Raw genomic sequence first — 26,104 nt, forward strand, 5'->3', positions numbered from 1 at the left:
GTCACCCGCCCGGCACGTAGGCCTCGAGCCAACGGCCGATCTCGTCGTAGACCTGCGCCCGCACCTCGGGCAGCGACAGCACCACGTCGTGGCGCGCGCCGTCGACGGCGATGCTGGTGACGTGGCGGCCCAGGCTGGAGGCCCAACGACGGATCTGCTCGACGTCGAGGACGACGTCGTTGCGGTGCACGTCGTCGCCCATGGTGGTCGGCCAGGCCGACGTCGACGACGAGAGCACCAGGCACGGTGCCGGCACGTCGAGGCCGCGGTGCAGCTCGGCGTGGCCGCGACGGATCGCGCGCAACCACCCGGCGTACACGGCGAAGGACTCGACCGGCTTCCACTCGAGGTTGAAGTCGAACTCGCCGTGGTGACCGACGTGCAGCGACTGGGTGTAGACGCCGCTCACCTTGCGCGGGATGAGCCGCCGGGGCTGGCGTGCGCCCATCCGGTCGAGGGCCAGCCGGGCGGCCGGGGTCCGCAGCCAGGCCGACCCCTGCAGGTCGAACCACGGCGAGTTGAGGAACACCCCGGCCAGCGCCTCCGGGCGCCGGTGGTGCAGCCACAGCGGCAGGGTGAGCCCGCCCGTGGAGTGCGCGGTCGCCACGACCCGCGAGTGCGTGGCGGCGATCCGCTCCCAGGCGGCGTCGAGGTCGGGGAAGTACTCGCCGATGTCCTCGACGTAGTTGGGCGTCTGGTGGTCCAGGATCGAGCGGCCGTACTTGCGCAGGTCCAGGGCGTAGAAGTCGTAGCCGCGGTCGGTCCACCACTCGGCGTACTCGGTGTGGAAGAAGTAGTCGGCGAAGCCGTGCACGTGCAGGACGGCCCGGTCGCCCGGGGTGTCGGCGGGCCGGTGCACCAGGGTCGCGACGACCGGTCCCTCGCTGTCCTCGCCGAGGTCCAAGACCTCCACGGTGTACGGCCGGCCGAGGACGTCGTACGTCGGGTCGCTCGCCATGGCGCGCACGATACGACGACATCGCGCGATCCGCCGACGAAGGCCTCCACCGCGAACTACCCTCTCGTCGTGTCGACTGCTCTCGGGACCGTGCCGCGCCGTGTCGCGACGCACGTGCACGCCCGGGTGGAGGGCTGGCGCACCGGGTCGCGGGAGAGCCAGGCCTACGTCCTGGGCGTCCTACTCGGCGCCTCGGCGGTCAGCCTCGGGGCGTCCTGGGTGGCCTACGACCTCGTGCCGCCGACCGTGTGGTTCGTCTGGTTGCTGCTCGGCGTCCTGCTGCTGCGCACGCTGCCCTTGGCACTCCTGTCGGTCGTCGTCCTGCTCGCCGCCGGGGCGGCGACCGTCCGCGACGGCCTCGACGGACCCGCCGTGGCGGCGCTGGTCACGCTCGCCCTCTCGGTCGGGCTGGCGGTGTTCCAGTCGAGCCGGCAGCGCTCAGGGCTGCCCGTCGCGCTGAGCGAGCCGATGCTGGCGCAGCTGCGCGACCGCCTGCAGCGGCAGGGCGTCGTACCGGCGCTGCCCGAGCCGTGGCACTCGCAGTCGGCCATGCTGAGCGCACACGGGACCGGCTACGCCGGCGACTTCCTCGTGGCGGACCTGCGCGACGACCGGCACCTGGAGATGGTGCTGGTGGACGTGTGCGGCAAGGGCGCATCGGTCGGCCCGCAGGCACTGCAGTTCGCCGGGGCGCTGGGCGGGCTCCTCGGCGCCCTCCCGCCGGACGCGCTGATGCGCGCCGCCAACGCCTTCCTGCTCCGCCAGGAGTCGGACGAGTCCTTCGCCACGGCCGTCCACGTCCGCGTGGACCTGGACACCGGGGACTACACGATCACCAGCGCCGGACACCCGCCGGTGCTCCACTGGCACCCGGTGCGCGGCGCGTGGGACGTCGACAACGCGCGAGGAACCGCGCTGGGCGTCGTCCCCGACCCCGAGCTGACCGCGAGCGAGGGGCGGCTCGGCCCGGGGGAGGCACTCATGTTCTACACCGACGGGGTCATCGAGACCCGCGGCCGCGACCTCGACGACGGGCTCGCCTGGCTGCGCGGGGTGGCCCGCAGCGCGGTGCTCGCCCACGGGTTCCCCGGCGTCGCCCGCGCGGTGCTGCGCCGCGTGCCACGAGGCAAGGACGACCGGGCGGTGCTGGTCCTCGACCTCCGCGACGACTGACGCCGCGTCACACGGTGCGCGAGTAGAGGTCGCGGATGACCTCCTCGATGTCCGGCTCCTGGATCGACAGGTCGGCCACGTCGTACGACGCCGCGACGGCGGCGACGATCGGGGCGGCACTGGCCTCGGCCGGGAAGGACAGCCACTGGCGCGGCCCCTCCACGCGGCGCACGACCGCTCCGGGCACCTCGATGGCCGGCGCCTCGTCCACCAGGTCGACCACCAGGGTGCGGGTCGAGCCGCCCCGCGCGTGCAGACCGGCCAGCGGGCCGTCGAAGACCGCCGTCCCGTGGTCGATCACGATGACCCGGTCGCACAGCGCCTCGATGTCCTGGAGGTCGTGGGTGGTCAGCAGGAGCGTGGTTCGCCGCTCGGCGTTGAGCGCCCGCAGGAACTCCCGCAGCCTGCCCTTGGAGACGACGTCGAGGCCGATGGTCGGCTCGTCGAGGTAGAGGATCTCCGGGTCGTGGAGCAGGGCGGCGGTGATGTCGCCGCGCATCCGCTGCCCCAGGCTGAGCTGGCGCACAGGGGTGTCGAGCTGCCCGCGCAGGTCGAGCAGCTCGACGAACCGCTCGAGGTTGGCGCGGTAGCGATCGGGCGGGATGCGGTACATCTTCTGGAGCAGCTCGAAGGAGTCCCGCAGCGGCAGGTCCCACCACAGTGTGGTGCGCTGCCCGAAGACGACGCCGATGCGCCGGGCGAGCTCGACCCGGTCGCGGCTCGGGTCGAGCCCGGCGACGCGCAGGTGACCGCTGGTGGGCACGAGGATCCCGGTCAGCATCTTGATCGTGGTCGACTTGCCGGCGCCGTTGGGACCGATGTAGCCGATCATCTCACCCGGCTGCACGCTGAAGCTGAGCTCGCGGACCGCCCGCACCTCGTCGCGCACCCGGCGGCGGCCGCCGTCGACCTTGCGCCGGACCACGAAGGTGCGTTCGAGGTCCTGCACGTCGATCAAGGGGTCGGGCACCGCTGGAGCGTACCCGCTAGACCACCCCCCAACATTTGGGTACGTCGTCGTCGATCTCACCCTCGCCAGTGGTGCGTTCATAGCCTCGTGACGGCCGTCTCGGGTGATCGACCACCGACCGAGGGGTTCCGCCATGAAGACACAGAGCTACGCCGCCGCCCTCGCTGTCACCGGCGTGCTGTCCCTCGCCGGCGCCGTCGCCGCGCCGGTGTGGGCCGACGGGCACGGCAACGGCGGTCAGGACAAGGTGGGCGTCTGCCACCGCACTGCGTCGGAGTCCAACCCGTACGTCCACATCTCGGTGCCCGCCGACGAGGCCAACGGCCACATCACCGGCACCGACAAGCAGCACAACCAGCAGGTGACCTGGAAGACCGACGGCACGTGGCGCGGCGTCCCGCACCAGGCGGGCGACCTGCGGCTCGACTACCTCGCGTCCAGCGCGCACGACTGCGAGGACACCACGCCGACGACCACGCCGACGACGACGCCCACCACCTCGCCTCCGACGACCACGACGACCACCCCGACGACGACGACGCCGACGACGGCCGCGCCCACCACCACGCCGCCCGCCACCGCGGCACCGACCACCGCGGCACCGACCACCGCCGCGCCCTCCGCGACGGTGAGCCCGTCGACCGCGGCGACCACGAGTCCCGGCGGGGGCAACGGAGGAGGCGGCGGGGACGGCGGCGGGGACGGCGGGGGAGCCGTCGAGGTCCTCGGACAGCAGGCCACGACGGGCGTGACCGAGCCACAACCGGTACCGTCCGCGATCAACGCCGGCGCCGGCGCGAGCACCACCTGGGACGAGCTGCTCCTTCCCGTGGGCCTGGCGACGTTCGGTGTCCTGTGTAGCCTCCTCGCCGTCGCCGTACGCCGCCGGGTGTGACCGGTCGGCACCGAGCCTCAACGGGGCTCGCGGGCGGGCGGCACCGGGCCCCGACGGGGCTCGCGGGCGGGCGGCACAGGATCTCGAGAGGACGGGACCACAGGCGCGTCCGCGTGCCCGCGGCCGCCCTGGGCGTGCTGTCGTTCGCCGCGGCCGCCGTCACGTGGCCGGAGGGGCCGCAGGCCGAGGACCGGGACTCGGCGGACCGCGCCTCCGCGGTCGCCGCGGTCCTGGCGAGCAGACCGGCCGGTGACGCGCGGACGGCACGACACCCACCTCCGGCGCCCGCCGCGCTTCCCGGGGCAGGCGTGCCGACCCGCGTGGTCATCGAGGCGCTGGGGGTCGACGCCCCCGTCCTGTCGGTCGCGATGCAGGGAAGGAGCCTGGACCCGCCGCCCGACCCACAGGACCTGGGGTGGTGGGCGGCCGGGGCCCGGCCGGGCGACGCGAGGGGGAGCGCCCTGGTCACCGGGCACACCGTGCACGACGGGGGCGGTGCCCTCGACGACCTCGAGGAGATCGTGCGTGGAACCGAGATCCGCGTCCGCACCTCGGGCGGTACCGTCCGCTACGTCGCCGAACGGATCGCCGTGCTCGACAAGCGGGACGTGGCCCGGAGCGCGCCGCAGCTCTTCAGCCAGGAGACCGGGGGACGGCTCGTGCTCGTCACCTGCGAGGGCTGGGACGGCACGGGCTACCGGAGCAACGTCGTCGTGGTCGCCAGCCCGGTCGCCTGACGCACCCGACGCCGGCGGCGGACGCCTCCGAGCGATCCCGTGCGTATCCCCTGAGATGGGGATGTCCGTGACCAAACCGGGTCTCGGCACCGAGCAGCCGCTTTCACTGTGCCGGTAGTGCCGTCGACATCGGGTCACATGCCTTGGGGGGCAGCCACATGAAGATCACCAACCACCTCGCCGCGCTCTCGGTCGTTGCCGTCCTCGCCGTTGCCGGCACGGCCACGTCGCCGGTGTGGGCCAGCGACGACCACGACGACGAGTGCGTCCCGTCGCTGACCTCGCGGAGCCACGACCCGTACTGCCCGGACGACACCGAGCCGCCGTACCCCACCGACACGCCGACGGAGACGACGACGCCCACGCCGACGCCGACGCCGACGCCCACGCCGACGCCCACGCCGACGCCCACGACGCCGCCTCCGACCACCCCCACCCCCACGACGCCGCCTCCGACGACACCGGTTCCCACGACACCGGTTCCCACGACGCCGGCTCCGACCACGCCCGTCGCCACGACGACACCGACCACGACGGTCAGCCCCTCGACGGCGGCGACCAGCTCCCCGACTCCTGAGGTCGAGACCCCGAGCCCCGAGGTCGAGCTGGAGGAGACGTCCAACGTGCCGGTCGTGCAGAACGAGGCCGTGCCCACCTCGATCAACGCCGGCGCCGCCGAGGAGCCCGACGGCCTGGTGGGGCTGCCGCTGGGACTGGCCACGCTGGGAGTGCTGCTGGGGTTGTTCGCCCTCGTCGTCCGACGCCGGCACTCGTGAGTCGCAGGCCCCGACCCGACAGCCCGGAGCGGTCCGGCCGCAGGCGCCTGTGGGTGCCTGCGGCCGTCCTCTCCGTGATGTCGCTGGCCGGGGCCGCCGTCATCTGGGCCGTCGAGCACCCGCCCGTCGGCACGTCATCGGGGTCCGAGGTCCGGACGGGCTCGCCGGCGGCACCGGTCACCTCGCGCCGGGCCGAGAGCGAGCCGGCGACCTCGGCGAGCCAGGGGCAACGGCACCGGACGGCACGCCCCCGTGCCCTGCCGGCCGCTGGAGTCCCGCGGGCGGTGGTCGTCGAGGCCCTCGCGATCGACGTGCCGGTGCTGCCGATCGAGAGCCAGGGGCGCGCCCTCGAGCCGCCCTCCGACCCCCAGGTGCTGGGCTGGTGGTCCGACGGGGCCAGACCCGGATCCGTCCGGGGCTCCGCCCTGGTGACGGGGCACACGGTGCACGACGGTGGGGGAGCGCTCGACGACCTCGAGACGCTGCGGGCCGGGGCCGTCGTGCGGGTCCGGACCGATCGCGGGTCGATCCGCTACGTCGTCGACTCGGTGAGGGTGCTCGACAAGGACACCATCGCCCGCCAGGCGCCGCAGCTGTTCAGCCAGCAGGTGCACGGACGGCTCGTCCTGGTCACCTGCGAGGGGTGGGACGGCACCGGCTACCGGAGCAACGTCGTGGTCACCGCGACGCCGACGTCCTGAGTCGCTCCGGCGCGCTCGGTCGGACTCAGCCGGGGTCGGTGACGTTGAGCACGCCGACGTACTGGCCGCGACCGTCGCGCGCGAAGGCCACGCCGGCGAGGCGGGCGCGCGGCTTCATCATGATCTCGCGGTGGCCGGGCGAGGCGAGCCACGCGTCGACCGCGCGAGCCGGCGTGAGGCGAGTGCCCTTGACCAGGTTCTCACCGGCCCAGCTCTGGCTGCAGCGCCGGAGCACCTGGTCCTGGTTGCGGTGCTCGAGGACGCCGCGGCTGGCGAGGCGGCCGGCCCACTTCTCGGCCATCTTGTCGACGCAGGAGTCGAGCCGGGCGATCTTGCGCAGCCCGGACTGTGCCCGCACGTCGTTGATCCGGTCGAGCACCCGCAGCTCGAAGGACGCGAAGCTCTTCCGGGGGCTCACGTCGGGGCTCGACGCCGGACGGGGCTCGGGCCCGGCGTGAGCGGGGGCCAGGGGAGCCAGCGAGGTCAGGACGACGGCGACCGCGATCAGGCCGGCGGTCAGGCCGGCTGTGAGGCCGGCGGTCAGGCGGGCAGGCAGGAACGACATGGGGACACACTCCAGTTCACGCATCGGGGGGGCTGCGCGGGACGCGACACTAATGGTGGTAGAGGGGCGCCTCCAAACCATCGGCCGCCCGTGTCGAGTCGACTAGTCCGTTGTGACCACGGCCCCGCCGCCCGCACAGCGGGGGAGTGATGGCCCGCTCGGCGGGGTGGGTCAGCTGCCGGTGGAGGTGTAGTGGCGCACCCCGCCGCGCCACACGAGCAGGGCCGCGCCGACCGTCACCACCGCGGCCACCGGCGAGGCGAGCTGGAGCCACTCCGGCATCCCGAACGGGTCCTCGCGGCCGAGGATGTAGAGCGCTGGGTACCAGTTGGCGAAGGCGACCGGCACGACGACGGTGAGCGCGACGACGACCTCGCGCGTGAAGATGCTCAGCGGGTACTGCGTGACGGTCGCCCCGCCGTAGGTGAAGGCGTTGGCGAACTCCGAGGCGTCCGTGGTCCAGAACTGGATGCAGGAGAAGCCGACGAAGAGCCCGAAGAAGATCGCCGCGCCGCTCAGCACCATGGAGACGGCGACCAGCACCCGCAGCGGGGTCCACTCGACGTACGTGCAGGCCCAGCCGAACACCACCGAGGCCTGGGTGATCCGGCCCAGTCGGCGCAGCGTGAACTGGTCGGCGCAGACCTGCACCAGCAGCGGGACGGGCTTGGTCATCATCTGGTCGAGCCGGCCGGTGCGGACGTAGGTGCCGATGCGCTCGACGCTGCCGATCGCGGTGTCGGCGATGCCGAGCCCGAGCGACCCCGCGCCGTACAGCAGGGCGACCTCGTGGAGCGAGAACCCGGCCAGGTCGTCGAGGTGGGCGAACATGATCCACAACCCCACGAAGTCGAGGGCGGTGATCATGCCGTTGCCGACGGCGAGCAGCACGAAGGACAGGGGGTACTGCCAGGCGGCGCGGATCCACAGCCAGGCGATCTGGCCGTAGGTGCGCAGGTGGCCCGCAGCGGGAACCGGTGCCGTCGGGCGCGTCCGGACGTCAGCCACCCTGCACCACCACCTTGCGGGTCGCGGCGCGCAGCAGGGCGTGGCAGCACCCGAGCAGCACCACGATCCAGAACACCTGGAAGGCGAGCGCGGCCAGCAGGTCACTGCCGGTGTGCTTGCCCAGCCAGATGTCGGCCGGGACCTGCACGTACGACGCCCAAGGAAGCGCGTTGGCCAGCGTCCCCAGCCAGCCGGGGAACAGCACGAGGGGGAGCATCATCCCGCTGAAGAAGATGGCGAACGCACCGCTCATCACCTTGACCCCGGACTGGTCGAGCAGCCAGAAGGCCGTGCCGGCCACGAGGAATCGGATCGCGAAGCTCACGACGACGGCCAGCACCAGCGACACCGCGAAGCCCAGGGCAGCGGCGGGCCCGGCCGGGAGCCGGATGTCGAAGAGGAGGAAGCCGATCACCGTGGGCCCGATCCCGCGGGTCAGGAAGTGGTACGCCGCCCGGCCCAGGTCCGAGGCGAGGTACCACCCGACCAGCCCCACCGGCCGGTACAGGTCGATGGCCACGTCGCCGGTGCGGATCCGCTCGGCCAGGTCGTCGGTCGTGCCGCCGCCCCACAGGGCGATCGTCATGAGCAGCGCCTGGCCGAGCCAGACGTAGGTCACCGCGTCGACCTGGTCGTAGCCGCCCGCCGTCGGGTTGGCGTCCCACAGCGCCAGGTAGGCGAAGGAGTAGATGACGCCGAAGACCGAGTTGGTGAAGATCCCGGCCAGCGTGGCCGCCCGGTAGGTGGAGTAGCGGCGGAACGCACGCGTCGCGATGGCGACGTACAGCATCCCGGCCTCCCCGGATCGGCGACCGGGATCCTCTCACACGTCAGCGCTCTGGGGAGCCGGGTCCACTCAGTGCTGGTAGGTGCCGTGGATGACCGCGCGTCCCAGCGTCTTGAAGGCCAGGTTGAACGACACGACCGCGTTGGAGGCGTCGGCGTCGACGCCGAGGGTCTCCTCGCGGACGGCGTGCACCACGAAGAAGTAGCGGTGCGGGTGGTCGCCCTGCGGGGGAGCGGCCCCCATGAAGCCTGCCTCGCCACCGTCGTTGCGGACGTGGAAGGCCTTGCCCGGGAGGTCGCCGGACGCGGCACCCGTGTCGAGCGACGTCACGTCGGCGGGGATGTCGACCAGGCACCAGTGCCAGAACCCGCTCGGGGTGGGGGCGTCGGGGTCGAAGCAGGTGACGACGTAGCTCTTGGTGCCCTCCGGGGCACCCTCCCAGCTGAGCTGGGGCGAGGTGTTGCCGTGCGCGGCGACCTGGTCGTCCTTGAGTGGCCGGCCATCGGTGACGTCGGTGCTGGTGACGGTGAAGGACGCGACCTGCGGGAGGTAGTCGTAGGGATTGGGGGCGACGGGGCGCTCGAGGCTCATACCCCGAACCTAGGAGTCGCACGGTGGGCGTTTCAAGGATGGAACGGCCGCGTCGCCGGTCCCGGGGCACGGGAGGATGGCGTCCATGAACGAGCCCACGCCGTACCTCTCGGGACTCATCCTGCGCGACCGCCGGGTCGTGGTGGTGGGCGGCGGCCACGTGGCGCAGCGCCGGGTGCCGGTGCTCATCGCCGCGGGCGCGCGCGTCTCCGTCGTGTCGCCCGAGGTCACGCCGGCGCTGGAAGGGATGTCCGGGGAGATCGACCTGGTCCTCCGCCGCTTCGAGCCCGGCGACCTCGACGGCGCGTGGTACGTCATCGCGGCCACCGACGACCACGCCGCCAACACCCTGGTCTCCGAGGCGGCGGAGGAGCGGCGCATCTTCTGCGTGCGCAGCGACGACGCCACCGCGGCGACGGCCTGGACGCCCGCCGTCGGCCGGCACGGCACGGCGACCATCGGGGTGCTGGGCAACCGTGAGCCGCGCAAGTCGGCGACCCTGCGCGACGACATCCTCACCGCGCTGCGCGACGGGCACCTCACCGCGTCCGATGCGCTGGACCGCTCGCCGGGGGTCGTCCTGGTCGGCGGCGGCCCGGGTGACCCCGAGCTCGTCACCGTGGCCGCCCGGCACGCGCTCGCCTCGGCGGACGTCGTGGTGGCCGACCGGCTCGCGCCGCGCGAGCTGCTCGACGAGCTCGACCCCGGTGTCGAGCTCATCGACGTCGCCAAGCTGCCGCGAGGTCGCTCGGCGCTGCAGGAGCACATCAACGACGTGATCGTGGAGCGGGCCCGGGCCGGCAAGCGGGTGGTGCGCTTCAAGGGCGGGGACAACTTCGTCTTCGGCCGCGGCTACGAGGAGGTCATCGCCTGCGAGGCCGCCGGCGTCCCGGTCACCGTGATCCCGGGCCTGTCGTCCTCGGTCGCCGTCCCGGGCGTGGCGCAGATCCCGGTCACCCACCGGGGCATCACCCACGAGTTCACCGTCGTGTCCGGGCACCTGCCTCCCGGCCACCCCGAGTCCCTGGTCGTGTGGCCGGCCATCGCCGCGCTCCGCGGCACGGTGGTGCTGATGATGGCGGTGGAGAACGCCCCGCACATCGCCGCCGCGCTCGTCGAGGGCGGCCGTCCCGCCGACACGCCGGTCGCCGTCGTGGTCGAGGGGACCATGCCCGAGGAGCGCACCGTGCTGGCCACCCTGGGCACCTTGGCCGAGGAGCTCGACGCCCACCGCGTCCAGCCGCCGGCGATCATCGTGGTCGGTGAGGTCGTGGCGGTCGCGCACCCGGCGCACTACGGGCGAGATGCTGCACCCCGTGGCTGACCTGATCGAGATCACCGACCCCGCCGACCCCCGGCTCGCGGACTACCGCGACCTGCGCGACGTCGAGCTGCGCAAGCACCTCGAGGCAGAGCACGGGCTCTTCCTCGCCGAGGGCGAGAAGGTCGTGCGCCGGGCGGTCGAGGCCGGCTACGCGCCGCGGTCGCTGCTGATGGCGCCGCGCTGGCTCGACGGGCTCGCCGACGTGCTGGCGACGACCGACGCGCCGTGCTTCGTGCTCTCCGAGGCGCTGGCCGAGCAGGTCACCGGGTTCCACGTGCACCGCGGCGCGCTCGCGTCGCTGGAGCGCCGCCCGCTGCCCTCGGTGGCCGAGGTCCTCGACGGTGCCCGGTCGGTGCTGGTCCTCGAGGACCTCGTCGACCACACCAACGTCGGCGCCGTGCTGCGCAGCGGTGCCGCGCTCGGCTTCGACGCGGTGCTCCTCTCGCCCCGCTGCGCGGACCCGCTCTACCGGCGCGCCATCAAGGTCGCCATGGGGGCGGTCTTCACGCTGCCGTGGACCCGCCTGCCCGACTGGTACGACGCCCTCCCGGACCTCTCGGCCGCGGGCTTCACCACCGTCGCGCTCACCCTGGCGCCGGACTCGACCCCGATCGAGGAGGCGGTCGCCGGGCTGGACCGGATGGCACTGGTGCTGGGGTCGGAGGGACACGGGCTCTCGGCGCGCTGGGAGCAGTCGGCAGACCGGCGGGCGATCATCCCGATGCGCGAGGGCATCGACTCCCTCAACGTCGCGGCCGCCAGCGCCGTCGCCTGCTACGTCGCGGCCCACCGCTGACCGGGCGCTTTCGTCGCGCTGGAAGCTGCCGACCGGGCGCTTCCGTCCCGTTCGACGACCGACGAGGTGGTGGCTACGCCGGGGACCGGCGCTGCCGCGACACCTCGTCGAGCACGATCGACCCTGCGACGGCGGCGTTGAGCGAGCTCGCCGAGCCGGCCATCGGGATGGACACCAGCTCGTCGCAGGCCTCGCGCCAGGCCGCGGTCATCCCGGTCGTCTCGTTGCCGACCACGACGAGCACCGGGCCGGTCAGGTCGGCCGCGCGCAGGTCGACCGTGCCCGTCTCGTCGGTGCCCACGACGCGTACGCCGGCCGGTCGCGCCCAGTCCAGCACCTCACGGTGGGAGGGGGCCCGCACCACCGTGAGGGCGAACAGCGAACCGGTGCTGGCCCGCACGGCGCGGGGGTCGTAGGGGTCGGCGGCGTGCCCGGTGACGACGAGGCCGCTCGCCCCGAACGCGTCGGCCGAGCGGGCGAGGGTCCCGATGTTCCCCGGCTGGGTCGGCCGGTCGAAGACCACGGTGACACCCGCCGGGTCGAGGCGGGTGAGGTCGTCGGCGGGCAGGGCGACGATCGCCAGCAGCTCGGCGGGCTCGTCCTTCTCGCTCAGCTCGGCGACCAGCTCGGGCGCCATCACGACCCGCTCGGCGTCGGTGGACCCCCACAGGCCCGCCGCCCACGCCGACATCCGGGGTCGCCCGTCCGAGACCAGCGCGCGGATCGTCCAGCCGTGCTCGACGGCCAGGCTGACCGGCCGCACGCCCTGGACCACCATCTCGCCCAGGCGGTGCCGCTTGGTGCGGTTGTGCAGCAGCGACTCCCACTGCTGGAACCGCGCGTTGCGGGTCGTGATCCGGACGGTCACGACCCGGCCGGCCAGTCCAGCGGGTAGTCGTCGGCGGCCTTGTCGTGCTGCTTCTGCAGCTTCTTGCGCGCCTTGGTGGGCAGCCGGTCGCCGAAGACGGTGCCGAGCGTGTGGTCGGTCTCGTGCTGCAGGCACCGCGCGAGGAGGCCGTTGCCCTCGAAGTGCACCGGCTTGCCGTCCAGGCCGGTGCCGTCGACCGCCGCCCAGTCGGGTCGCGGGCACTCGACGAAGGCGCCGGGGAAGGACAGGCAGCCCTCGTCGCCGTCGTCGAGGCTGCGGTCGCGCCCCTCGGGCATCGTCAGCACCGGGTTGCAGACGACGCCCGCGGTGTGCGCCCCGCTCTCGTCGGGGCAGTCGAAGACGAACATCGCCACGTCCTCGCCGACCTGGCACGCGGCGAGGCCCACGCCGTCGGCGGCATACATGGTGGCGACCATGTCGGCGGCCAGCCCGCGCAACGCGTCGTCGTACTCGGTCACCTGCTGCTGCGGGCGGTGCATGACCGGGGTGCCCCAGCGGGTGATCGGGCGGATGCTCCCGCCGTCGGGGAGCGCACCGTGCGGCGCGTGGACGGGAGGGCCCGAGGGGGCGGCTGGCACGTCGTTCGACATGCCGCAGATCCTAGTGACGTACGCCGCGACGGCCGACACGCCGACGGGTCCGGGAGGACTGTGGCGCATGGTGTAACTCAGAGTTACATTAGGGCTATGTACCTCACCGCAGACTTCCTCAGGCGGAGGCTCCGACCGGGAGGCCGGCACGGCCTGGCCTCCCACGAGCAGCGCGACCCCATCGGACTGGCCGTCGCCGGGCTCAACCGGCTGGCGGCGAGCGAGGTGCTCGACCGCCTCGGACTGCGCAGGCAGACCGAGCAGGCGGTCCTCACCCTGACGCGCAACGGGTTCCGCACGGCGACGGCAGCCGGGCGGCAGTTCACGCGGGCCGGCAGCCGCGGGACGCCGGGCACGCGGCCGGAGTCGGCCAGGACCGACGGCACCTTCGACCTGACGCCGACCGAGGACGAGCAGATGCTCGTCGACGTGGTGGGGGAGTTCGCGGAGGAGGTCCTCCGCCCCGCGGCCCCGGCTGCCGACGAGGCGTGCGCGGCGCCGGACGACCTGCTGCGCGCCAGCCTGGAGATCGGACTGCCCATCCTCGGCCTGCCCGAGGCGCTCGGCGGCGTCTCCGAGGAGCGGTCGGCGATGGCCGGCACGCTGGTCGCCGAGGCCCTCGCCAAGGGAGACATGGGGCTGGCCGTCGCGGCGCTCGCCCCCGGAGCGGTCGCCACCGCCCTGGGGCTGTGGGGCACCGACGCGCAGCAACGGACGTACCTCCCCGCCTTCACCGGTGACGACGTACCGGCGGCCGCGATCGCGCTCACCGAGCCGACGGTGCTCTTCGACCCGCTCAGCCCCGCCACCACGGCACGACGCGACGGCGACGGCTTCGTCCTCGACGGCCTCAAGTCGGCCGTGCCCCGCGGCGCGGAGGCCGAGCTCTTCGTCGTCGGCGCCGAGCTCGAGGGCCGCCCGGTCCTCTTCCTCGTCGAGTCGTCCGCCGAGGGGCTCACCGTCGAGGCCGACCCGTCGATGGGCATCCGCGCCGCGTCCCTGACCCGGCTGGGCCTGACCGGCGTCCGCGTCCCCGCCGACGCCGTCCTCGGCGAGACCGACGGCTCGACGTACGCCGAGTGCGTGCGGCTCTCGCGCCTCGCCTGGTGCGCGCTGGCGGTCGGCACGGGGCAGGCCGTCCTCGACCACGTCACGGCGTACGTCAACGAGCGCGAGGCCTTCGGCGAGCCGATCAGCCACCGGCAGGCCGTCGCGTTCATGGTCGCCGACATGGCGATCGAGCTGCAGGCCATGCGGCTGGTGACCTGGAAGGCCGCGTCGCGCGCCGCCCGGGGCAAGGACTTCGCCCGCGAGGTCGCGCTCGCGCGCTCGCTGTGCGCCGACAAGGGCATGCGGATCGGCCTCGACGGCGTCCAGCTGCTCGGCGGCCACGGCTTCGTCAAGGAGCACCCGGTCGAGCGGTGGTACCGCGACCTGCGTGCCGTCGGCATCATGGAAGGGACGGTTCTGGTCTGATGAACCACCCCATTCGAATGCTCACTTCGTTCCGCTCCGAACGGGGGCCCCGGTCATGATCAACCTCGAGACCCCCAGGAAGCACCGGACGCTGGTCGACCAGGCCCACCAGGTCGCGATGAACATGCTGCGGCCCATCTCGCGCAAGTACGACCGCGAGGAGCACGCCTACCCCAAGGAGCTCGACATGCTCGCGGCGATGATCGACGGGCTCTCCGAGTCCGGGTCGTCGGAGGGCGCGGGTGCGTCCGGCGTACGTCGCGACGAGGACGAGGTGGACGACGGCGGCGTGCGCAACGGGGCCAACCTCGCCTCGGTCATGTCGGTCGCCGAGATGTGCTGGGGCGACACCGGGCTGCTGCTGTCCATGCCGCGGCAGGGCCTCGGCAACTCGGCCATCGCGTCCGTGGCGACGCCGGAGCAGCAGGAGCGGTACGCCGGCACCTGGGCCGCCATGGCCATCACCGAGCCGACCACCGGCTCGGACTCCGCCAGCATCTCCACGACCGCCCGCCTCGACGGCGACGAGTACGTCATCAACGGCGAGAAGATCTACGTCACCTCGGGCGAGCGCGCCGACAGCGTGGTCGTGTGGGCGACGCTGGACAAGTCGCTGGGTCGGGCGGCGATCAAGTCGTTCGTGGTCCGCAAGGACAACCCGGGGATGAAGGTCGAGCGGCTCGAGCACAAGCTCGGCATCCGCGCCTCCGACACGGCGGCCATCACCTTCACCGACTGCCGCGTGCCGGCCGAGGACCTGCTGGGCTCACCCGAGATCGACGTGAAGCAGGGCTTCGCCGGGGCGATGGCCACCTTCGACAACACCCGCCCGCTGGTGGCCGCGATGGCCGTCGGCTGCGCCCGGGCCTCGCTGGACCTCACTCGCGACCTGCTGGAGCAGGCGGGCGTGAGCGTGGACTACGACCGGCCCGCGCAGGTGCAGTCCGCGGCGGCCGCCAGGCTGCTGCAGCTCGAGGCCGACTGGGAGGGCGCCCAGCTGCTGATGATGCAGGCGGCCTGGATGGCCGACAACCGCAAGCCCAACTCGCTCGAGGCGTCGATGGCCAAGGCCAAGGCGGGGCGCGTGGGGTCCGACGTCACGCTGTCCTGCGTGCAGCTGGCCGGGTCGCTGGGCTACAGCGAGGCCGAGCTGCTGGAGAAGTGGGCCCGGGACTCCAAGATCCTCGACATCTTCGAGGGGACCCAGCAGATCCAGCTGCTCATCGTGGCCCGGCGGCTGCTCGGGCTGACCAGCGCCGAGCTGCGCTGAGGGCGCCCGGGTCGGAATCACCGCTGCAGCGGTGATTCCGACGCATGCTGGCCGATGCAGCGGCCAGCATGCGTCAAGGTCGGCCAGCCGGTGGTGCCGATGGTGCGACCCGCGGTCGGCGCCCGGGGCGTCAGGCGGAGCGGTAGGGGTCGTGCTGGGCGAGCGCCTTGTCGAGGCGGGCCTGGTCGAGGCGGTGCATGACGGTGCTGTCGTCCTGCATGTCCCGCACGACCTTGGCCAGGGTGAAGGTCGAGGTGGTGAGGTAGAGCGTCCCCAGGGCGAGGAAGCCCTTGATCCAGGGGTCGGCGTCCATGAAGTAGACGGCGACGAGCATCGCGAAGAGCGACGCCCCGAAGGAGATCGCGGCCTGGGCAGCGAAGGCGGTGGTGTTCTTGGCGGTGGTGCTGACTGGATTCGGCATGGCAGGAGCCTGCTCCTCGCAGCGCGGCCGGGAACCTGTCGCGCTACCCGATCCGGCCTGAGTACGACGGCTCAGCCGCGGGCAGTACCTTCGGGCCATGCCCGAGAGCCCGACGCCCGAGAGCCCGAGACCCGAGAGCTCCCTGCCCGACGACGGCCCCCACATGTCCCCGGAGGAGTTCCGGCGCCACGGGCACGCGGCCATCGACTGGATCGCCGACTACTGGGCCTCGCTCGACGACCTTCCCGTGCTCGCGCAGGTCGCGCCCGGCGACGTACGACGCTCGCTCCCGGACGCCCCGCCCGAGCAGGCCGAGGACTTCGACGCCCTCCTCTCCGACCTCGACGAGATCGTGGTGCCGGGACTCACGCACTGGCAGCACCCGCGCTACTTCGCCTACTTCCCGGCCAACTCCTCGCCCGCGGCGATCCTCGGGGACCTCCTCTCCAGCGGCATCGGCGCGCAGGGGATGATCTGGGCCACCAGCCCCGCTGTCACCGAGGTCGAGCAGGTCGTCGTCGACTGGCTGGCGCAGGCTCTCGGGCTGCCCGAGCAGCTCCGCCACGCCGCTCCCGGCCCGGGCGGCGGCGTCATCCAGGACACCGCGTCGACGGCGACCTTCACCGCCCTGCTGGCCGCCCTGCACGCCGCCAGCGGCGGCCGGGTGCGCGACGCCGGGCTGGGGGACACCCGCTGGACGGTCTACGGCTCGTCGCAGGCGCACTCCTCGCTGGTCAAGGCGGCAATGATGGCCGGCCTCGGCGCCGAGTCGGTCCGGATGGTCGACGTGGACCCGGCCACCCAGGCGATGGACGTGCGCAGCCTCGAGCGGATGCTGGCCGAGGACATCGACGACGGGTGCCGGCCGGTCTTCGTGCAGGCCTGCGTCGGCACCACGTCCACCGGCGCCGTCGACGACGTGCAGGCGATCGCCGAGGCGCTCGACGGCGTCGGCGCCTGGCTGCACGTGGACGCGGCCTGGGCCGGGGTGGCGGCCGTGTGCCCCGAGCACCGCGAGCACCTGACGCGCGGCCTGCACCTGGCGCAGTCGATCGTCACCAACCCGCACAAGTGGCTGCTCACGACCTTCGACTGCAGCGTCCTGTGGGTGCCCGACCGCGGCTCCCTGACCGGCGCCCTGTCGCTGACCCCGGAGTACCTCCGCAACGCCGCGTCCGACTCCGGCGAGGTGGTCGACTACCGCGACTGGCACCCCCAGCTCGGTCGCCGGTTCCGCGCGCTCAAGCTCTGGGCCGTGATGCGGACCTACGGGTTGGAGGGGCTGCGCGAGCACGTGCGCCAGGGCGTCGAGCTGGCCCGCCGGGTCGAGGAGCTCGTGGAGGACGACGACCGCTTCGAGCTCGTCACCCCGCGCAGCCTCAGCCTCGTGGTGTTCCGGGCGGTGGCCGGCGACGACGCCACGATGGCGCTGATGGACGGCGTCAACGCCTCGGGCGTGGCCTACCTCAGCCACACCCGGGTCGAGGGGCGGGCCGCGATCCGGTGGGCCGTCGGCGGCTGGCGCACCACCGCCCCGGACATCGACCGCACCTGGGCGGCCCTCACGGAGGTGGCCGAGCGGGCCGGGTGATGCTCGGATGGGGGCATGAAGCTCTACGCCGACGCCCCCGGACGCCGTACCGCCCAGATCGTCGCCGACCTGCTGGTCGTGGCCTGGATCGTGCTGTGGGCCTGGGCGGGCACGGCCGTCCACGACGGCACCTCGGCCCTGGCCGCCCCCGCCCGACAGACCGACGAGTCGGCGACCGCCATGGCCGGGCAGCTCCGGGACGTCGGCGGCCGGATCGAGGAGGCCCCGCTGATCGGTGACGAGCTGGCGACGCCCTTCGACCGGGCCGCCGACGCCTCGGAGGGCATCGCGGCCGCCGGCCGGTCCTCGGTCGAGGCAGTAGAGCAGCTGGCCGTGGTGCTGGGCCTGACCACGGCGCTCGTCCCGATCCTCGTCGCCCTCGCCGTCCACCTGCCGCGGCGGTGGCGGTTCGCCCGCGAGGCCACGGCGGGCGCGCGCTTCATCGACTCGGCCGACGACCTCGACCTCTTCGCGCTGCGGGCGCTGGCCAACCAGCCGATGCGCGTCCTGGCCGCGGTGAGCGACGACCCGGCGGGGGACTGGCGGCGTCAGGACGCCGCCGTCGTACGCCGTCTCGCCGAGCTCGAGCTGGCGGACGTCGGACTACGCCCGCGCCACCGACTGACGTAGATTCCCGCTCCGTGCGTTTCCTCCACGACGCGGCCCCGCCGCACGACCTGACCTACGACGACGTCTTCATGGTGCCGCGCCACTCGGCCGTGGCCAGCCGGTACGACGTCGACCTCGCCACCCACGACGGGACCGGCGCCACCCTGCCGCTCGTGGTGGCCAACATGACGGCCATCGCCGGCAAGCGGATGGCCGAGACCACCGCGCGTCGCGGTGGCCTCACGGTCATCCCGCAGGACATCCCGCTCCCGGTCGTGGCCGAGGTCGTGCGGTGGGTGAAGCAGCGCCACCACGTCTTCGACACGCCCATCGAGCTCGTCCCCACGCAGACCGTCGCCGAGGCGCTCTCGCTCATCCCGAAGCGGTCGCACCGGGCCGCCGTCGTCGTCGAGGACGGTCGTCCGGTGGGCGTCGTCTCCGAGGCGGACTGCGCCGAGGTCGACCGGTTCGCGCAGGTCGGCGCGGTGATGCGGCGCGAGCTGGTCACCGTCTCCGCCGGCGCTGACCCGCGGGTCGTCTTCGACCGGCTGGACGCCGCCAAGGCGCCGATGGCCGTGGCCGTCGCCGACGACGGGTCGCTGGTCGGGGTCCTCACCCGGCTCGGCGCGCTCCGGGCCACGCTCTACACCCCCGCGGTCGACGCGGACGGCGGCCTGCGCATCGCGGCGGCGGTCGGCGTCAACGGCGACGTCGCGGGCAAGGCCGAGGCGCTCCTGGCGGCGGGGGTCGACTGCCTCGTCGTGGACACCGCGCACGGACACCAGGACCGGATGCTCGAGGCGCTGCGCGCCGTGCGGTCGGTGTCGCCGGACGTGCCGGTGGTGGCGGGCAACGTCGTCTCCGCGGAGGGGACCCGGGCGCTCGTCGAGGCGGGCGCCGACATCGTGAAGGTCGGCGTGGGCCCGGGGGCGATGTGCACGACGCGGATGATGACCGGGGTCGGTCGTCCCCAGTTCAGCGCCGTGCTCGAGTGCGCGGCCGCGGCCCGCGAGCTGGGCCGCCACGTGTGGGCCGACGGGGGAGTGCGGCACCCGCGCGACGTGGCGCTGGCGCTGGCCGCCGGGGCAAGCGCGGTGATGATCGGCTCGTGGTTCGCCGGCACCCACGAGTCGCCGGGTGACCTGATGCACGACGCCGACGGCCACGCCTTCAAGGTGTCGTTCGGGATGGCCTCCTCGCGGGCCGTCGCCAACCGCACGTCGTCGGAGTCGGCGTACGACCGGGCCCGCAAGGGCCTCTACGAGGAGGGCATCTCCTCGTCGCGGATGTACCTCGACCCGGCACGGCCCGGCGTCGAGGACCTCATCGACCAGATCTGCTCGGGCCTGCGGTCCGCCTGCACGTACGCCGGCGCCTCGACGCTCGAGGAGCTGCACGAGCGGGCGGTGGTCGGCCTCCAGTCCGCGGCCGGCTTCCACGAGGGACGGCCGCTGAGCACCTCCTGGTAGGAGGCGCCCAGCGGCCGCCGGGTCACGCGGGTCGGGCCGGGGTCAGGCCCTCGGGGTCGTTCCGTTGCCGGACCCGTTGCTGGAGGTGCTCGCCGGCCTGTCGTCGGCGGCCGGCTCCTGCTCGACCGCGAGCCGGAAGTCGTCACCGTGCTCGGTGACACCGGCGATGACGGCCTCGTGCACGGCCTCGCGGGCCACGCGCGTGCGGACGATCATCGAGTCCTGGCTGAGGTCCTTCACCAGGGACACGCACAGGCCGATCATGACCAGCACGAACGGGACGGCCGCGACGATGGTGATCGTCTTGAGCCCGTCGAGTGCTGTGTCGCCGCCGACGAGCAGCATGACCGCGGCCACGCCACCGGTCGCGACGCCCCAGAAGATGACCGGGGCACGGCTCGGCTCGATCGCGCCGTTCTGGGACAGCGAGCCCATCACGATCGACGCGGCGTCGGCACCGGAGACGAAGAAGATCGCCACGAGGACCATGACCAGGACGCTGGACACCGTCGCCAGCGGGAACTGGTCGAGCATGGTGAACAGCTGGTCCTCGAGCGCACCGGCGCCGTAGATGTCGGTGCCGTCCATCTGCAGCTTGATCGCCGAGCCGCCGAAGATGGCGAACCAGACCAGGCTCACGAGGCTGGGCACCAGGAGCACGCCGGTCACGAACTGCCGGATCGTGCGACCGCGCGAGATGCGCGCGATGAACATGCCGACGAACGGGGTCCACGAGATCCACCAGGCCCAGTAGAAGACCGTGTAGCTGCTGAGCCACGCGGCCGCGGCCTCGCCGTCGGCGTTGGTGCGGCCGGTCATGGTCGGCAGGTCGCCCACGTAGGAGGCGACCGAGGTCGGGATGATGTCGAGGATGAACATCGTCGGGCCGACGACGAACACGAAGACCGCGAGCAGCAGCGCCAGCACCATGTTGATGTTGGAGAGCCACTGGATGCCCTTGGCGACGCCCGAGACGGCGGAGAGCACGAAGCAGACCGTCAGGACGGCGATGATGCCGACGAGCACGGCGTTGCCGACCTCACCGATGCCGGAGACGATGCGCAGCCCGCTGGAGATCTGAATGGCGCCGAGGCCGAGCGAGGCGGCCGAGCCGAACAGCGTCGCGAAGATCGCGAGGATGTCGATGACCTTGCCGGCCGGGCCACGGGCGTGCTTGCCCAGCAGCGGCTCGAACGCCGCGCTGATCAGCTGCAGACGGCCCTTGCGGTAGACGCCGTACGCGATGGCGAGGCCCACGACGGCGTAGATCGCCCACGGGTGCAGGGTCCAGTGGAACAACGTGTGCGCCATGGCGCTCTCGGCGCGCTGCGGGTCGGCCAGGCCCTCGGTGCCGGGAGGCGCGTAGCCGTCGGTGTCGGCGAAGAACGTGAGCGGCTCGTTGACGCCGTAGAACATCAGGCCGATGCCCATGCCCGCGGAGAACATCATCGCCACCCAGGAGGTGGTCGAGAACTCCGGCTCGTCGCCGTCGCGGCCCAGCGGGATGTTGCCGTACTTGCCCAGGGCGAGCCACAGGGCGAAGACGACGAAGCCCGACGCGGCCAGCACGAACAGCCAGCCGAGGTACTTCATGGTGCCGGTCAGGGCGGTCCCGGACGCGCTCGCCAGGGAGGCGGTGTCGAGGAAGCCCCAGAGCAGGAACGCGACGGCGATCACGGCGGTGACACCGAAGACGACCTTGTCGAGGACCTGGGGCCGCTCGGACTCCGCGCGGGGCTCGACGTCCAGGGCCGGGTGGGGGATCACGCTGTCGGTGGGGCTCTTGAAGCTCTGCTGGATCGTGTGGTCGTTCGGTGGAGCCTGGGTCACGAGCTCGTGACACCTCCTGAGGTTGCTCGAGGGTCGAGTGGACAACCGTTCGACCCTAGGGGGAAGACGTCGGCGTCTGCCAACTCCGGACCGGTTAGCGTGACGAGGTGCACACCCTCGTCGTGGCCGCGACCGCGGCCGAAGCCGCCCACGTCCCCGCCGACCTCCCGCTCGTCGTGACCGGTCTCGGCAAGACCGCGGCGGCCGTCGCGACCGCCCGCGCGCTCGCGGCGTACGACGACCTGTCGGGCCTGACGGTCGTCAACATCGGCACCGCGGGGTCGCTGCGCGACGAGCTCACCGGCCTGCACGAGCCGGGGGTGGTGCTCAACCACGACATCAACGCCGACATCGTCCGGTCGCTCGGCTACGACCCCGAGGAGCGGCTGGTGGTGGGGGAGTCCGACGTCGTGCTCGCGACCGGGGACGTGTTCGTCACCGACCCGCTGGTGCGCGACCGGCTGGCGCTGGCCGCGCACCTGGTCGACATGGAGGGGTACGCCGTCGCGTTCGCCGCGCAGTCCTTCGGCGTGCCCGTGCGGCTGGTCAAGCACGTCAGCGACGCGGCCGACGAGTCCGCGATGGACTGGCCGGCCATGGTGGAGGCCAGCGCGCTGGTGCTCGGCGTGTGGCTGGAGGAGTGGCTCAGCGCGAGCTGTTGACCCGGCGCCCGCGCGCGACGCCCACGAAGGCCTGCGTGACGTCGTCGTCGCGGTCACGCAGCCACACCAGCGCGACGGTGGTGGGCTCGAGGTCGACCACCGGTCGGGTCACGACGTCCTTGCGGTGGTGCAGGCGGGCCACGCTCATCGGCACGATCACCACGCCGGTGCCGGACGCCACGGTCTCGATGGCGTCCTTCTCGCTCATCGGCGGCCAGTCGAGCTGGTCGGCGGCGGGCGTCCACCCGCTGGCGTGCGGGCGCACCAGCTGCTCGTCGGCCAGGTCCGCCAGCTCCACCTCGTCGACCGCGCCGACGACGTGCTCGAGGCCGGCCACGACGACCGGGACCTCGTCGTACAACCGGACGCAGTGGAGGCCGTCGGTGTCGATCGGCAGGCGCACCAGGGCCATGTCGAGGCTGCCGTCCCGGACGCCGCGCAGCTGCTCCGCCTCGTCGACGGGGACCAGCTCGAGCGGCTCACGGCGGCGCTCGCGCCAGGCGCGCGCCCACTTGTCGGGGGTCGCGCCGGTCACGAAGCCGACACGCAGGGGGGCGATCACCCGGCGAGCCTAGGGTGAGGCCCGTGATCACGCACGTGCTGCTCGACGCCGACGGCGTCCTCCAGGACCTGCCCGGCGGGTGGTACGCCGCGATGGAGCCCTTCCTCGGCGACCGGGCGCGGGAGTTCCTGCACCGGACGTGGGCCGACGAGCTGCCCACCCTCGCCGGCGACGGCGACTACCTGCCGATGCTCGAGGCGAGCCTGCGCGAGTACGGCGTGACCACCCCCGTCGCCGAGGTCTACGCCGGCGTGTGGCACCGCATCGACGAGGTCGCCGCTTCGTTCGAGGTCGTCGCAGCGCTGCGCCGGGCCGGGTACGGCGTGCACCTCGCCACCAACCAGGAGCGCCACCGGGGCACCTACATGCACGACGTGCTGGGCTACCGGGACCGCTTCGACGTGAGCGCCTACTCGTGGCAGGTCGGCGTGGCCAAGCCGGACCCCGAGTTCTTCCGCCGCGTGGTGTCGCTGATCGGGGTGCCGGCGGGCGAGGTGCTCTTCGTCGACGACAGCGCAGCCAACGTGGAGGGGGCGCGGGCCGCCGGCCTGGTGGCCGAGCACTGGCACTTCGAGCGCGGCCCCGGCTCGCTGGTCGACCTCCTCGCCGCGCACGGGGTCCGGCTCGACACGCCGTGACCCCGGTCCCCGCGTCGTAGTGTCCGACCCATGCTCTGGCTCCTGCTCGGCGCCCTGGTGGTCTTCTTCACGTGGTTCGGCGTGCTCCTGGAGCGCCGTTGGCGCCACGACCCCGACGGGCCCATGACCACCGACGCCCCCGGGGTGCCGGGCCTGGGCGAGGCGCCGGCGGGTGTGCACCACCGGATGGGCCCCTCGGGCCGGCCGCGCCGCGGCAGCTGACCCTGCCCCGTCTCAGAGTCCCGGTCGTGACGACGGCACGGGCGCCCCGTCGCCGGGCGCGGGGTGTCCCTCGCGAGCGGCCGTGGTCTCGTGGCGCAGGAACGTGCCGATCTCCTCGATCGTGCTCATGAGGGGTGAGGGAAAGACGACGGTCGTGTTCTTGTCCACCCCCAGCTCCAGCAGGGTCTGGAGGTTGCGCAGCTGCAGGGCGAGCGGGTGGGCCATGATGATGTCGGAGGCCTCGCCGAGCCGACTGGCCGCGAGGTGCTCACCCTCGGCGTTGATGATCTTGGCCCGCTTCTCCCGCTCGGCCTCCGCCTCGCGCGCCATCGCCCGCTTCATCGTGTCCGGCAGCTGGATGTCCTTGAGCTCGACCAGGGTCACGTCCACGCCCCACTCGGTCGTCGTGCGGTCGAGGATGAGCCGGATGTCCTCGTTGATGCGGTCGGTCTTGGCGAGGCACTCGTCGAGCGTGTGCTGCCCTACGACGTTGCGCAGCGTCGTCTGCGCGATCTGGTTGATGGCGACCTCGACGTTCTCGATCGCGACCACCGACTTCACGGCGTCCACCACCCGGTAGTAGGCGACCGCGGCGATGTCCACGCTCACGTTGTCCTTGGTGATGATCCCCTGGGACTGGATGGGCAGCGTGACGATGCGCAGCGACACCTTGGTCAGCCGGTCGGCCACCGGGACGATCAGGTTGAGCCCCGGCCGGCGCTCCCCGCGCAGCCGCCCGAAGCGGAACAGCACCCCCCGCTCGTACTCCTTGACGATCTTCAGCGCGGCGGCGAGCACGGCCACTGCGACCACCACCACGACGGCGAGGACGAGGAGTCCCGTGGCGCTCATCGCCGCCTCCCTTCGTCCCGTCCGGTACGACGGCGCGCCCACGGGCGCCCGTCCCCTCGAGTCTCGGCGCGTGGGGGCGAGGTGGCACAGGGTCCAAGGACCCGCGGGGGAGGGCCCGGCGGCACCGGCCGGTCGGTCCCGGGACGGCCCCCGAAATGAACAAAAGGCCCCGTGGAGCCGGGGCCTTCTGAGTGTCCGAGGGGGGACTTGAACCCCCACGCCCTAATACGGGCACTAGCACCTCAAGCTAGCGCGTCTGCCAATTCCGCCACCCGGACGAGTGCTGGAGAACCGTAGCAAAACGCCCGGCCAACTCTCGAATCGGGGTGCCCTCGTCGCTGGGGCAGGATGGGGTCATGGCTGACAACGTCTCGGACACCCCTCGCGACCCCGCCCACGACCCGGCCCACGACCCCGCGTCGGAGGTCGTCGACCTGTGTCGCGAGCTGATCCGGTTCGACACCTCCAACTACGGCGAGGAGGAGGGTCCGGGCGAGCGCAAGGCGGCGGAGTACTGCGCCACGCTGCTCGGCGAGGTCGGCATCGAGTCGCGCCTCTACGAGTCCGAGCCGGGGCGCACGTCGCTGGTCGCGCGGTGGGGCGGGGCGTCCGGGTCGGGCAAGCCGCCGCTGCTCGTGCACGGCCACCTCGACGTCGTCCCCGCCGCGGCGGACGACTGGCAGGTCCACCCGTTCTCGGGCGAGGTGCAGGACGGCTTCGTGTGGGGTCGCGGCGCGGTCGACATGAAGGACTTCGACGCGATGCTGCTCAGCGTCGTACGCGCACGGGCCCGGGCCGGGCGGCTGCCCGACCGCGAGCTGGTCATCTGCCTCACCGCCGACGAGGAGGCGGGCGGGCACAAGGGGGCGCAGGTCATCGTCGAGCAGCACCCGGACGAGATCGCCGACTGCACGGAGGCGATCGGCGAGGTCGGCGGCTTCAGCGCCACCGTCCGCGGCCGCCGGGTCTACCTCATCGAGGCCGCCGAGAAGGGGATGGCCTGGATGCGCCTCACCGCCCGCGGCCGGGCCGGGCATGGCTCGATGATCAACACCGACAACGCCGTCACCCGCCTCAGCGGCGCGGTCGCCCGGATCGGCGCGCACGAGTGGCCGGTCCGACTCACGCCGACCATGGAGGTGCTGCTCGCCAGCGTGGCCGACATCGCCGGCACCGAGGCGACGCCGGACAACGCGGCGGAGCTCATCGACGAGTTCGGCAGCGCCGCCCGCATGCTCGGCGCGGTCATCCGCAACACCGCCAACCCCACCATGCTCGGTGCCGGCTACAAGGTCAACGTGATCCCGACCGAGGCGACCGCGCACGTGGACGGCCGCTTCCTGCCTGGTTACGAGGACGAGTTCTTCGACACCCTGCGCGAGCTGTGCGGCGAGGGGATCGACATCGACTTCCTGTCCCACCAGCAGCCGTGGGAGATGCGCTACGAGGGCCACCTGGTCGACGCGATGACGCGCTCGCTCCTGGCGGAGGACCCGGACGCCGTGGTCGCGCCGTACCTCATGAGCGGTGGCACGGACGCCAAGCACTTCACCAAGCTCGGCATGAGGTCCTATGGCTTCGCGCCCCTGCGCCTGCCCGCGGACCTCGACTTCACCGCCCTCTTCCACGGCGTGGACGAGCGGGTGCCCGTCGACGCGCTGGAGTTCGGGGCGCGCGTGTTCGACCGGTTCCTCGACGAGCTCTGAGCACTGGGTGTGGGATCAGTGCCACCAGGTGACACC

Annotated in this window: 28 protein-coding genes and 1 tRNA gene; 16 read left to right on the forward strand and 13 right to left on the reverse strand. The window is 72.9% G+C overall.

Annotation, left to right across the window (positions count from 1 at the left end):
- Window position 1 precedes the first annotated feature (1 nt).
- Entirely contained in the window at window positions 2-958 is a 957-nt protein-coding gene (locus DAI17_RS16840; protein WP_107774361.1) for an alpha/beta hydrolase, read from the reverse strand.
- A 69-nt stretch (window positions 959-1,027) separates the two neighbouring features.
- Here DAI17_RS16840 and DAI17_RS16845 point away from each other — a divergent pair, with 69 nt between their 5' ends.
- The gene (locus DAI17_RS16845; protein WP_159081604.1) at window positions 1,028-2,131 is read left to right on the forward strand and encodes a PP2C family protein-serine/threonine phosphatase; all 1,104 of its coding nucleotides are present in this window, start codon (window positions 1,028-1,030) and stop codon (window positions 2,129-2,131) included.
- Between the two features lie 7 nt (window positions 2,132-2,138).
- Here DAI17_RS16845 and DAI17_RS16850 read toward each other — a convergent pair whose 3' ends face one another.
- Window positions 2,139-3,101 carry an ABC transporter ATP-binding protein gene (locus tag DAI17_RS16850; RefSeq protein WP_234412549.1) on the reverse strand — a complete coding sequence of 321 codons (963 nt, stop codon included), beginning with the start codon at window positions 3,099-3,101 and terminating at the stop codon, window positions 2,139-2,141.
- A 133-nt stretch (window positions 3,102-3,234) separates the two neighbouring features.
- On the opposite strand from DAI17_RS16850, the gene DAI17_RS21075 reads away from it, so the two are divergent.
- The 4 genes from DAI17_RS21075 to DAI17_RS16870 all read left to right on the forward strand — a co-directional run bounded on the left by DAI17_RS21075 (window position 3,235) and on the right by DAI17_RS16870 (window position 6,210).
- Window positions 3,235-3,996, forward strand: coding sequence for a hypothetical protein (locus DAI17_RS21075; RefSeq protein WP_159081605.1), 762 nt, complete (start codon window positions 3,235-3,237; stop codon window positions 3,994-3,996).
- Window positions 3,997-4,109: 113 nt separating this feature from the next.
- Window positions 4,110-4,733, forward strand: coding sequence for a class F sortase (locus DAI17_RS21600; RefSeq protein WP_234412550.1), 624 nt, complete (start codon window positions 4,110-4,112; stop codon window positions 4,731-4,733).
- Between the two features lie 158 nt (window positions 4,734-4,891).
- On the forward strand, window positions 4,892-5,509 hold the full coding sequence (locus DAI17_RS21080) for a hypothetical protein (RefSeq protein WP_159081606.1): 618 nt from the start codon (window positions 4,892-4,894) through the stop codon (window positions 5,507-5,509).
- A gap of 53 nt (window positions 5,510-5,562) precedes the next feature.
- The gene (locus tag DAI17_RS16870) at window positions 5,563-6,210 is read left to right on the forward strand and encodes a class F sortase (RefSeq protein WP_234412551.1); all 648 of its coding nucleotides are present in this window, start codon (window positions 5,563-5,565) and stop codon (window positions 6,208-6,210) included.
- Window positions 6,211-6,235: 25 nt separating this feature from the next.
- Here the strand turns inward: DAI17_RS16870 and DAI17_RS16875 are convergent, their stop codons facing one another.
- The 4 genes from DAI17_RS16875 to DAI17_RS16890 all read right to left on the reverse strand — a co-directional run bounded on the left by DAI17_RS16875 (window position 6,236) and on the right by DAI17_RS16890 (window position 9,161).
- Entirely contained in the window at window positions 6,236-6,775 is a 540-nt protein-coding gene (locus DAI17_RS16875; protein ID WP_159081607.1) for a CAP domain-containing protein, read from the reverse strand.
- Between the two features lie 171 nt (window positions 6,776-6,946).
- The gene (locus tag DAI17_RS16880) at window positions 6,947-7,783 is read right to left on the reverse strand and encodes an ABC transporter permease (protein WP_107774366.1); all 837 of its coding nucleotides are present in this window, start codon (window positions 7,781-7,783) and stop codon (window positions 6,947-6,949) included.
- The gene (locus DAI17_RS16885; protein ID WP_107774367.1) at window positions 7,776-8,573 is read right to left on the reverse strand and encodes an ABC transporter permease; all 798 of its coding nucleotides are present in this window, start codon (window positions 8,571-8,573) and stop codon (window positions 7,776-7,778) included. Before DAI17_RS16885 ends, DAI17_RS16880 begins: the two co-directional genes overlap by 8 nt.
- A 66-nt stretch (window positions 8,574-8,639) precedes the next feature.
- Complete coding sequence (locus DAI17_RS16890) at window positions 8,640-9,161, reverse strand: YbhB/YbcL family Raf kinase inhibitor-like protein (RefSeq protein ID WP_107774368.1); 522 nt, start codon at window positions 9,159-9,161, stop codon at window positions 8,640-8,642.
- Window positions 9,162-9,246: 85 nt separating this feature from the next.
- Between DAI17_RS16890 and cobA the strand changes: the two genes are divergently transcribed.
- Both cobA and DAI17_RS16900 read left to right on the forward strand, forming a co-directional pair.
- Window positions 9,247-10,485 carry a uroporphyrinogen-III C-methyltransferase gene (gene cobA / locus DAI17_RS16895; RefSeq protein WP_107774369.1) on the forward strand — a complete coding sequence of 413 codons (1,239 nt, stop codon included), beginning with the start codon at window positions 9,247-9,249 and terminating at the stop codon, window positions 10,483-10,485.
- Window positions 10,478-11,281 (forward strand): TrmH family RNA methyltransferase, encoded by an 804-nt coding sequence (locus DAI17_RS16900; RefSeq protein ID WP_107774447.1) that lies wholly within the window; start codon window positions 10,478-10,480, stop codon window positions 11,279-11,281. Before cobA ends, DAI17_RS16900 begins: the two co-directional genes overlap by 8 nt.
- 73 nt (window positions 11,282-11,354) lie before the next feature.
- Here the strand turns inward: DAI17_RS16900 and DAI17_RS16905 are convergent, their stop codons facing one another.
- Window positions 11,355-12,149 (reverse strand): TrmH family RNA methyltransferase, encoded by a 795-nt coding sequence (locus tag DAI17_RS16905; RefSeq protein WP_234412552.1) that lies wholly within the window; start codon window positions 12,147-12,149, stop codon window positions 11,355-11,357.
- Window positions 12,146-12,760, reverse strand: coding sequence for a peptide deformylase (gene def, locus DAI17_RS16910; protein ID WP_107774370.1), 615 nt, complete (start codon window positions 12,758-12,760; stop codon window positions 12,146-12,148). Before def ends, DAI17_RS16905 begins: the two co-directional genes overlap by 4 nt.
- A 96-nt stretch (window positions 12,761-12,856) precedes the next feature.
- Here def and DAI17_RS16915 point away from each other — a divergent pair, with 96 nt between their 5' ends.
- Window positions 12,857-14,236 (forward strand): acyl-CoA dehydrogenase family protein, encoded by a 1,380-nt coding sequence (locus DAI17_RS16915; RefSeq protein WP_107774371.1) that lies wholly within the window; start codon window positions 12,857-12,859, stop codon window positions 14,234-14,236.
- A gap of 55 nt (window positions 14,237-14,291) precedes the next feature.
- Complete coding sequence (locus DAI17_RS16920) at window positions 14,292-15,506, forward strand: acyl-CoA dehydrogenase family protein (RefSeq protein ID WP_107774372.1); 1,215 nt, start codon at window positions 14,292-14,294, stop codon at window positions 15,504-15,506.
- Between the two features lie 130 nt (window positions 15,507-15,636).
- Here the strand turns inward: DAI17_RS16920 and DAI17_RS16925 are convergent, their stop codons facing one another.
- Window positions 15,637-15,927, reverse strand: coding sequence for a YiaA/YiaB family inner membrane protein (locus tag DAI17_RS16925; RefSeq protein ID WP_107774373.1), 291 nt, complete (start codon window positions 15,925-15,927; stop codon window positions 15,637-15,639).
- A 97-nt stretch (window positions 15,928-16,024) separates the two neighbouring features.
- Here DAI17_RS16925 and DAI17_RS16930 point away from each other — a divergent pair, with 97 nt between their 5' ends.
- From DAI17_RS16930 to DAI17_RS16940, 3 genes are read left to right on the forward strand one after another with little or no spacing between them, the layout of a single operon-like run.
- Entirely contained in the window at window positions 16,025-17,518 is a 1,494-nt protein-coding gene (locus tag DAI17_RS16930) for a pyridoxal phosphate-dependent decarboxylase family protein (protein ID WP_199905173.1), read from the forward strand.
- Between the two features lie 15 nt (window positions 17,519-17,533).
- Complete coding sequence (locus DAI17_RS16935; protein WP_107774374.1) at window positions 17,534-18,148, forward strand: hypothetical protein; 615 nt, start codon at window positions 17,534-17,536, stop codon at window positions 18,146-18,148.
- A gap of 11 nt (window positions 18,149-18,159) precedes the next feature.
- Window positions 18,160-19,596 (forward strand): GuaB1 family IMP dehydrogenase-related protein, encoded by a 1,437-nt coding sequence (locus DAI17_RS16940; RefSeq protein ID WP_107774375.1) that lies wholly within the window; start codon window positions 18,160-18,162, stop codon window positions 19,594-19,596.
- A 42-nt stretch (window positions 19,597-19,638) separates the two neighbouring features.
- Here the strand turns inward: DAI17_RS16940 and DAI17_RS16945 are convergent, their stop codons facing one another.
- Window positions 19,639-21,426 (reverse strand): BCCT family transporter, encoded by a 1,788-nt coding sequence (locus tag DAI17_RS16945; protein WP_107774376.1) that lies wholly within the window; start codon window positions 21,424-21,426, stop codon window positions 19,639-19,641.
- 107 nt (window positions 21,427-21,533) lie between these two features.
- Between DAI17_RS16945 and DAI17_RS16950 the strand changes: the two genes are divergently transcribed.
- Window positions 21,534-22,088, forward strand: coding sequence for a nucleosidase (locus DAI17_RS16950; protein ID WP_107774377.1), 555 nt, complete (start codon window positions 21,534-21,536; stop codon window positions 22,086-22,088).
- Here the strand turns inward: DAI17_RS16950 and DAI17_RS16955 are convergent.
- Window positions 22,072-22,650, reverse strand: coding sequence for a LysR substrate-binding domain-containing protein (locus tag DAI17_RS16955; protein WP_234412553.1), 579 nt, complete (start codon window positions 22,648-22,650; stop codon window positions 22,072-22,074). The genes DAI17_RS16950 and DAI17_RS16955 overlap by 17 nt on opposite strands.
- A gap of 23 nt (window positions 22,651-22,673) precedes the next feature.
- Here DAI17_RS16955 and DAI17_RS16960 point away from each other — a divergent pair, with 23 nt between their 5' ends.
- A complete protein-coding gene (locus DAI17_RS16960; RefSeq protein WP_107774378.1) occupies window positions 22,674-23,288 on the forward strand; it encodes an HAD-IA family hydrolase in 615 nt (204 codons plus the stop codon).
- A 30-nt stretch (window positions 23,289-23,318) separates the two neighbouring features.
- Entirely contained in the window at window positions 23,319-23,510 is a 192-nt protein-coding gene (locus DAI17_RS16965) for a hypothetical protein (protein WP_107774379.1), read from the forward strand.
- 12 nt (window positions 23,511-23,522) lie between these two features.
- Here DAI17_RS16965 and DAI17_RS16970 read toward each other — a convergent pair whose 3' ends face one another.
- Both DAI17_RS16970 and DAI17_RS16975 read right to left on the reverse strand, forming a co-directional pair.
- Window positions 23,523-24,362 (reverse strand): slipin family protein, encoded by an 840-nt coding sequence (locus DAI17_RS16970; protein ID WP_107774380.1) that lies wholly within the window; start codon window positions 24,360-24,362, stop codon window positions 23,523-23,525.
- 192 nt (window positions 24,363-24,554) lie between these two features.
- Window positions 24,555-24,640, reverse strand: a tRNA-Leu gene (locus DAI17_RS16975).
- Between the two features lie 78 nt (window positions 24,641-24,718).
- Between DAI17_RS16975 and DAI17_RS16980 the strand changes: the two genes are divergently transcribed.
- Entirely contained in the window at window positions 24,719-26,068 is a 1,350-nt protein-coding gene (locus tag DAI17_RS16980; protein ID WP_107774381.1) for a M20/M25/M40 family metallo-hydrolase, read from the forward strand.
- The last annotated feature ends 36 nt before the right edge of the window (window positions 26,069-26,104 follow it).

The sequence above is a fragment of the Nocardioides sediminis genome, assembly GCF_003047295.1.
GTDB classification, from domain to species: domain Bacteria; phylum Actinomycetota; class Actinomycetes; order Propionibacteriales; family Nocardioidaceae; genus Nocardioides; species Nocardioides sediminis.

Bases quoted from the DNA above. Each gene is read 5' to 3' on its own strand.
- DAI17_RS16890 (WP_107774368.1), bottom strand. From the start codon at position 9,161: ATGAGCCTCGAGCGCCCCGTCGCCCCCAATCCCTACGACTACCTCCCG.
- DAI17_RS16915 (WP_107774371.1), top strand. From the start codon at position 12,857: ATGTACCTCACCGCAGACTTCCTCAGGCGGAGGCTCCGACCGGGAGGC.
- DAI17_RS16840 (WP_107774361.1), bottom strand. From the start codon at position 958: ATGGCGAGCGACCCGACGTACGACGTCCTCGGCCGGCCGTACACCGTG.
- def (WP_107774370.1), bottom strand. From the start codon at position 12,760: ATGTCGAACGACGTGCCAGCCGCCCCCTCGGGCCCTCCCGTCCACGCG.
- DAI17_RS16980 (WP_107774381.1), top strand. From the start codon at position 24,719: ATGGCTGACAACGTCTCGGACACCCCTCGCGACCCCGCCCACGACCCG.
- DAI17_RS16970 (WP_107774380.1), bottom strand. From the start codon at position 24,362: ATGAGCGCCACGGGACTCCTCGTCCTCGCCGTCGTGGTGGTGGTCGCA.
- cobA (WP_107774369.1), top strand. From the start codon at position 9,247: ATGAACGAGCCCACGCCGTACCTCTCGGGACTCATCCTGCGCGACCGC.
- DAI17_RS16930 (WP_199905173.1), top strand. From the start codon at position 16,025: ATGCCCGAGAGCCCGACGCCCGAGAGCCCGAGACCCGAGAGCTCCCTG.
- DAI17_RS16965 (WP_107774379.1), top strand. From the start codon at position 23,319: ATGCTCTGGCTCCTGCTCGGCGCCCTGGTGGTCTTCTTCACGTGGTTC.
- DAI17_RS16935 (WP_107774374.1), top strand. From the start codon at position 17,534: ATGAAGCTCTACGCCGACGCCCCCGGACGCCGTACCGCCCAGATCGTC.
- DAI17_RS16925 (WP_107774373.1), bottom strand. From the start codon at position 15,927: ATGCCGAATCCAGTCAGCACCACCGCCAAGAACACCACCGCCTTCGCT.
- DAI17_RS16885 (WP_107774367.1), bottom strand. From the start codon at position 8,573: ATGCTGTACGTCGCCATCGCGACGCGTGCGTTCCGCCGCTACTCCACC.
- DAI17_RS21080 (WP_159081606.1), top strand. From the start codon at position 4,892: ATGAAGATCACCAACCACCTCGCCGCGCTCTCGGTCGTTGCCGTCCTC.
- DAI17_RS21075 (WP_159081605.1), top strand. From the start codon at position 3,235: ATGAAGACACAGAGCTACGCCGCCGCCCTCGCTGTCACCGGCGTGCTG.
- DAI17_RS16920 (WP_107774372.1), top strand. From the start codon at position 14,292: ATGATCAACCTCGAGACCCCCAGGAAGCACCGGACGCTGGTCGACCAG.
- DAI17_RS16875 (WP_159081607.1), bottom strand. From the start codon at position 6,775: ATGTCGTTCCTGCCTGCCCGCCTGACCGCCGGCCTCACAGCCGGCCTG.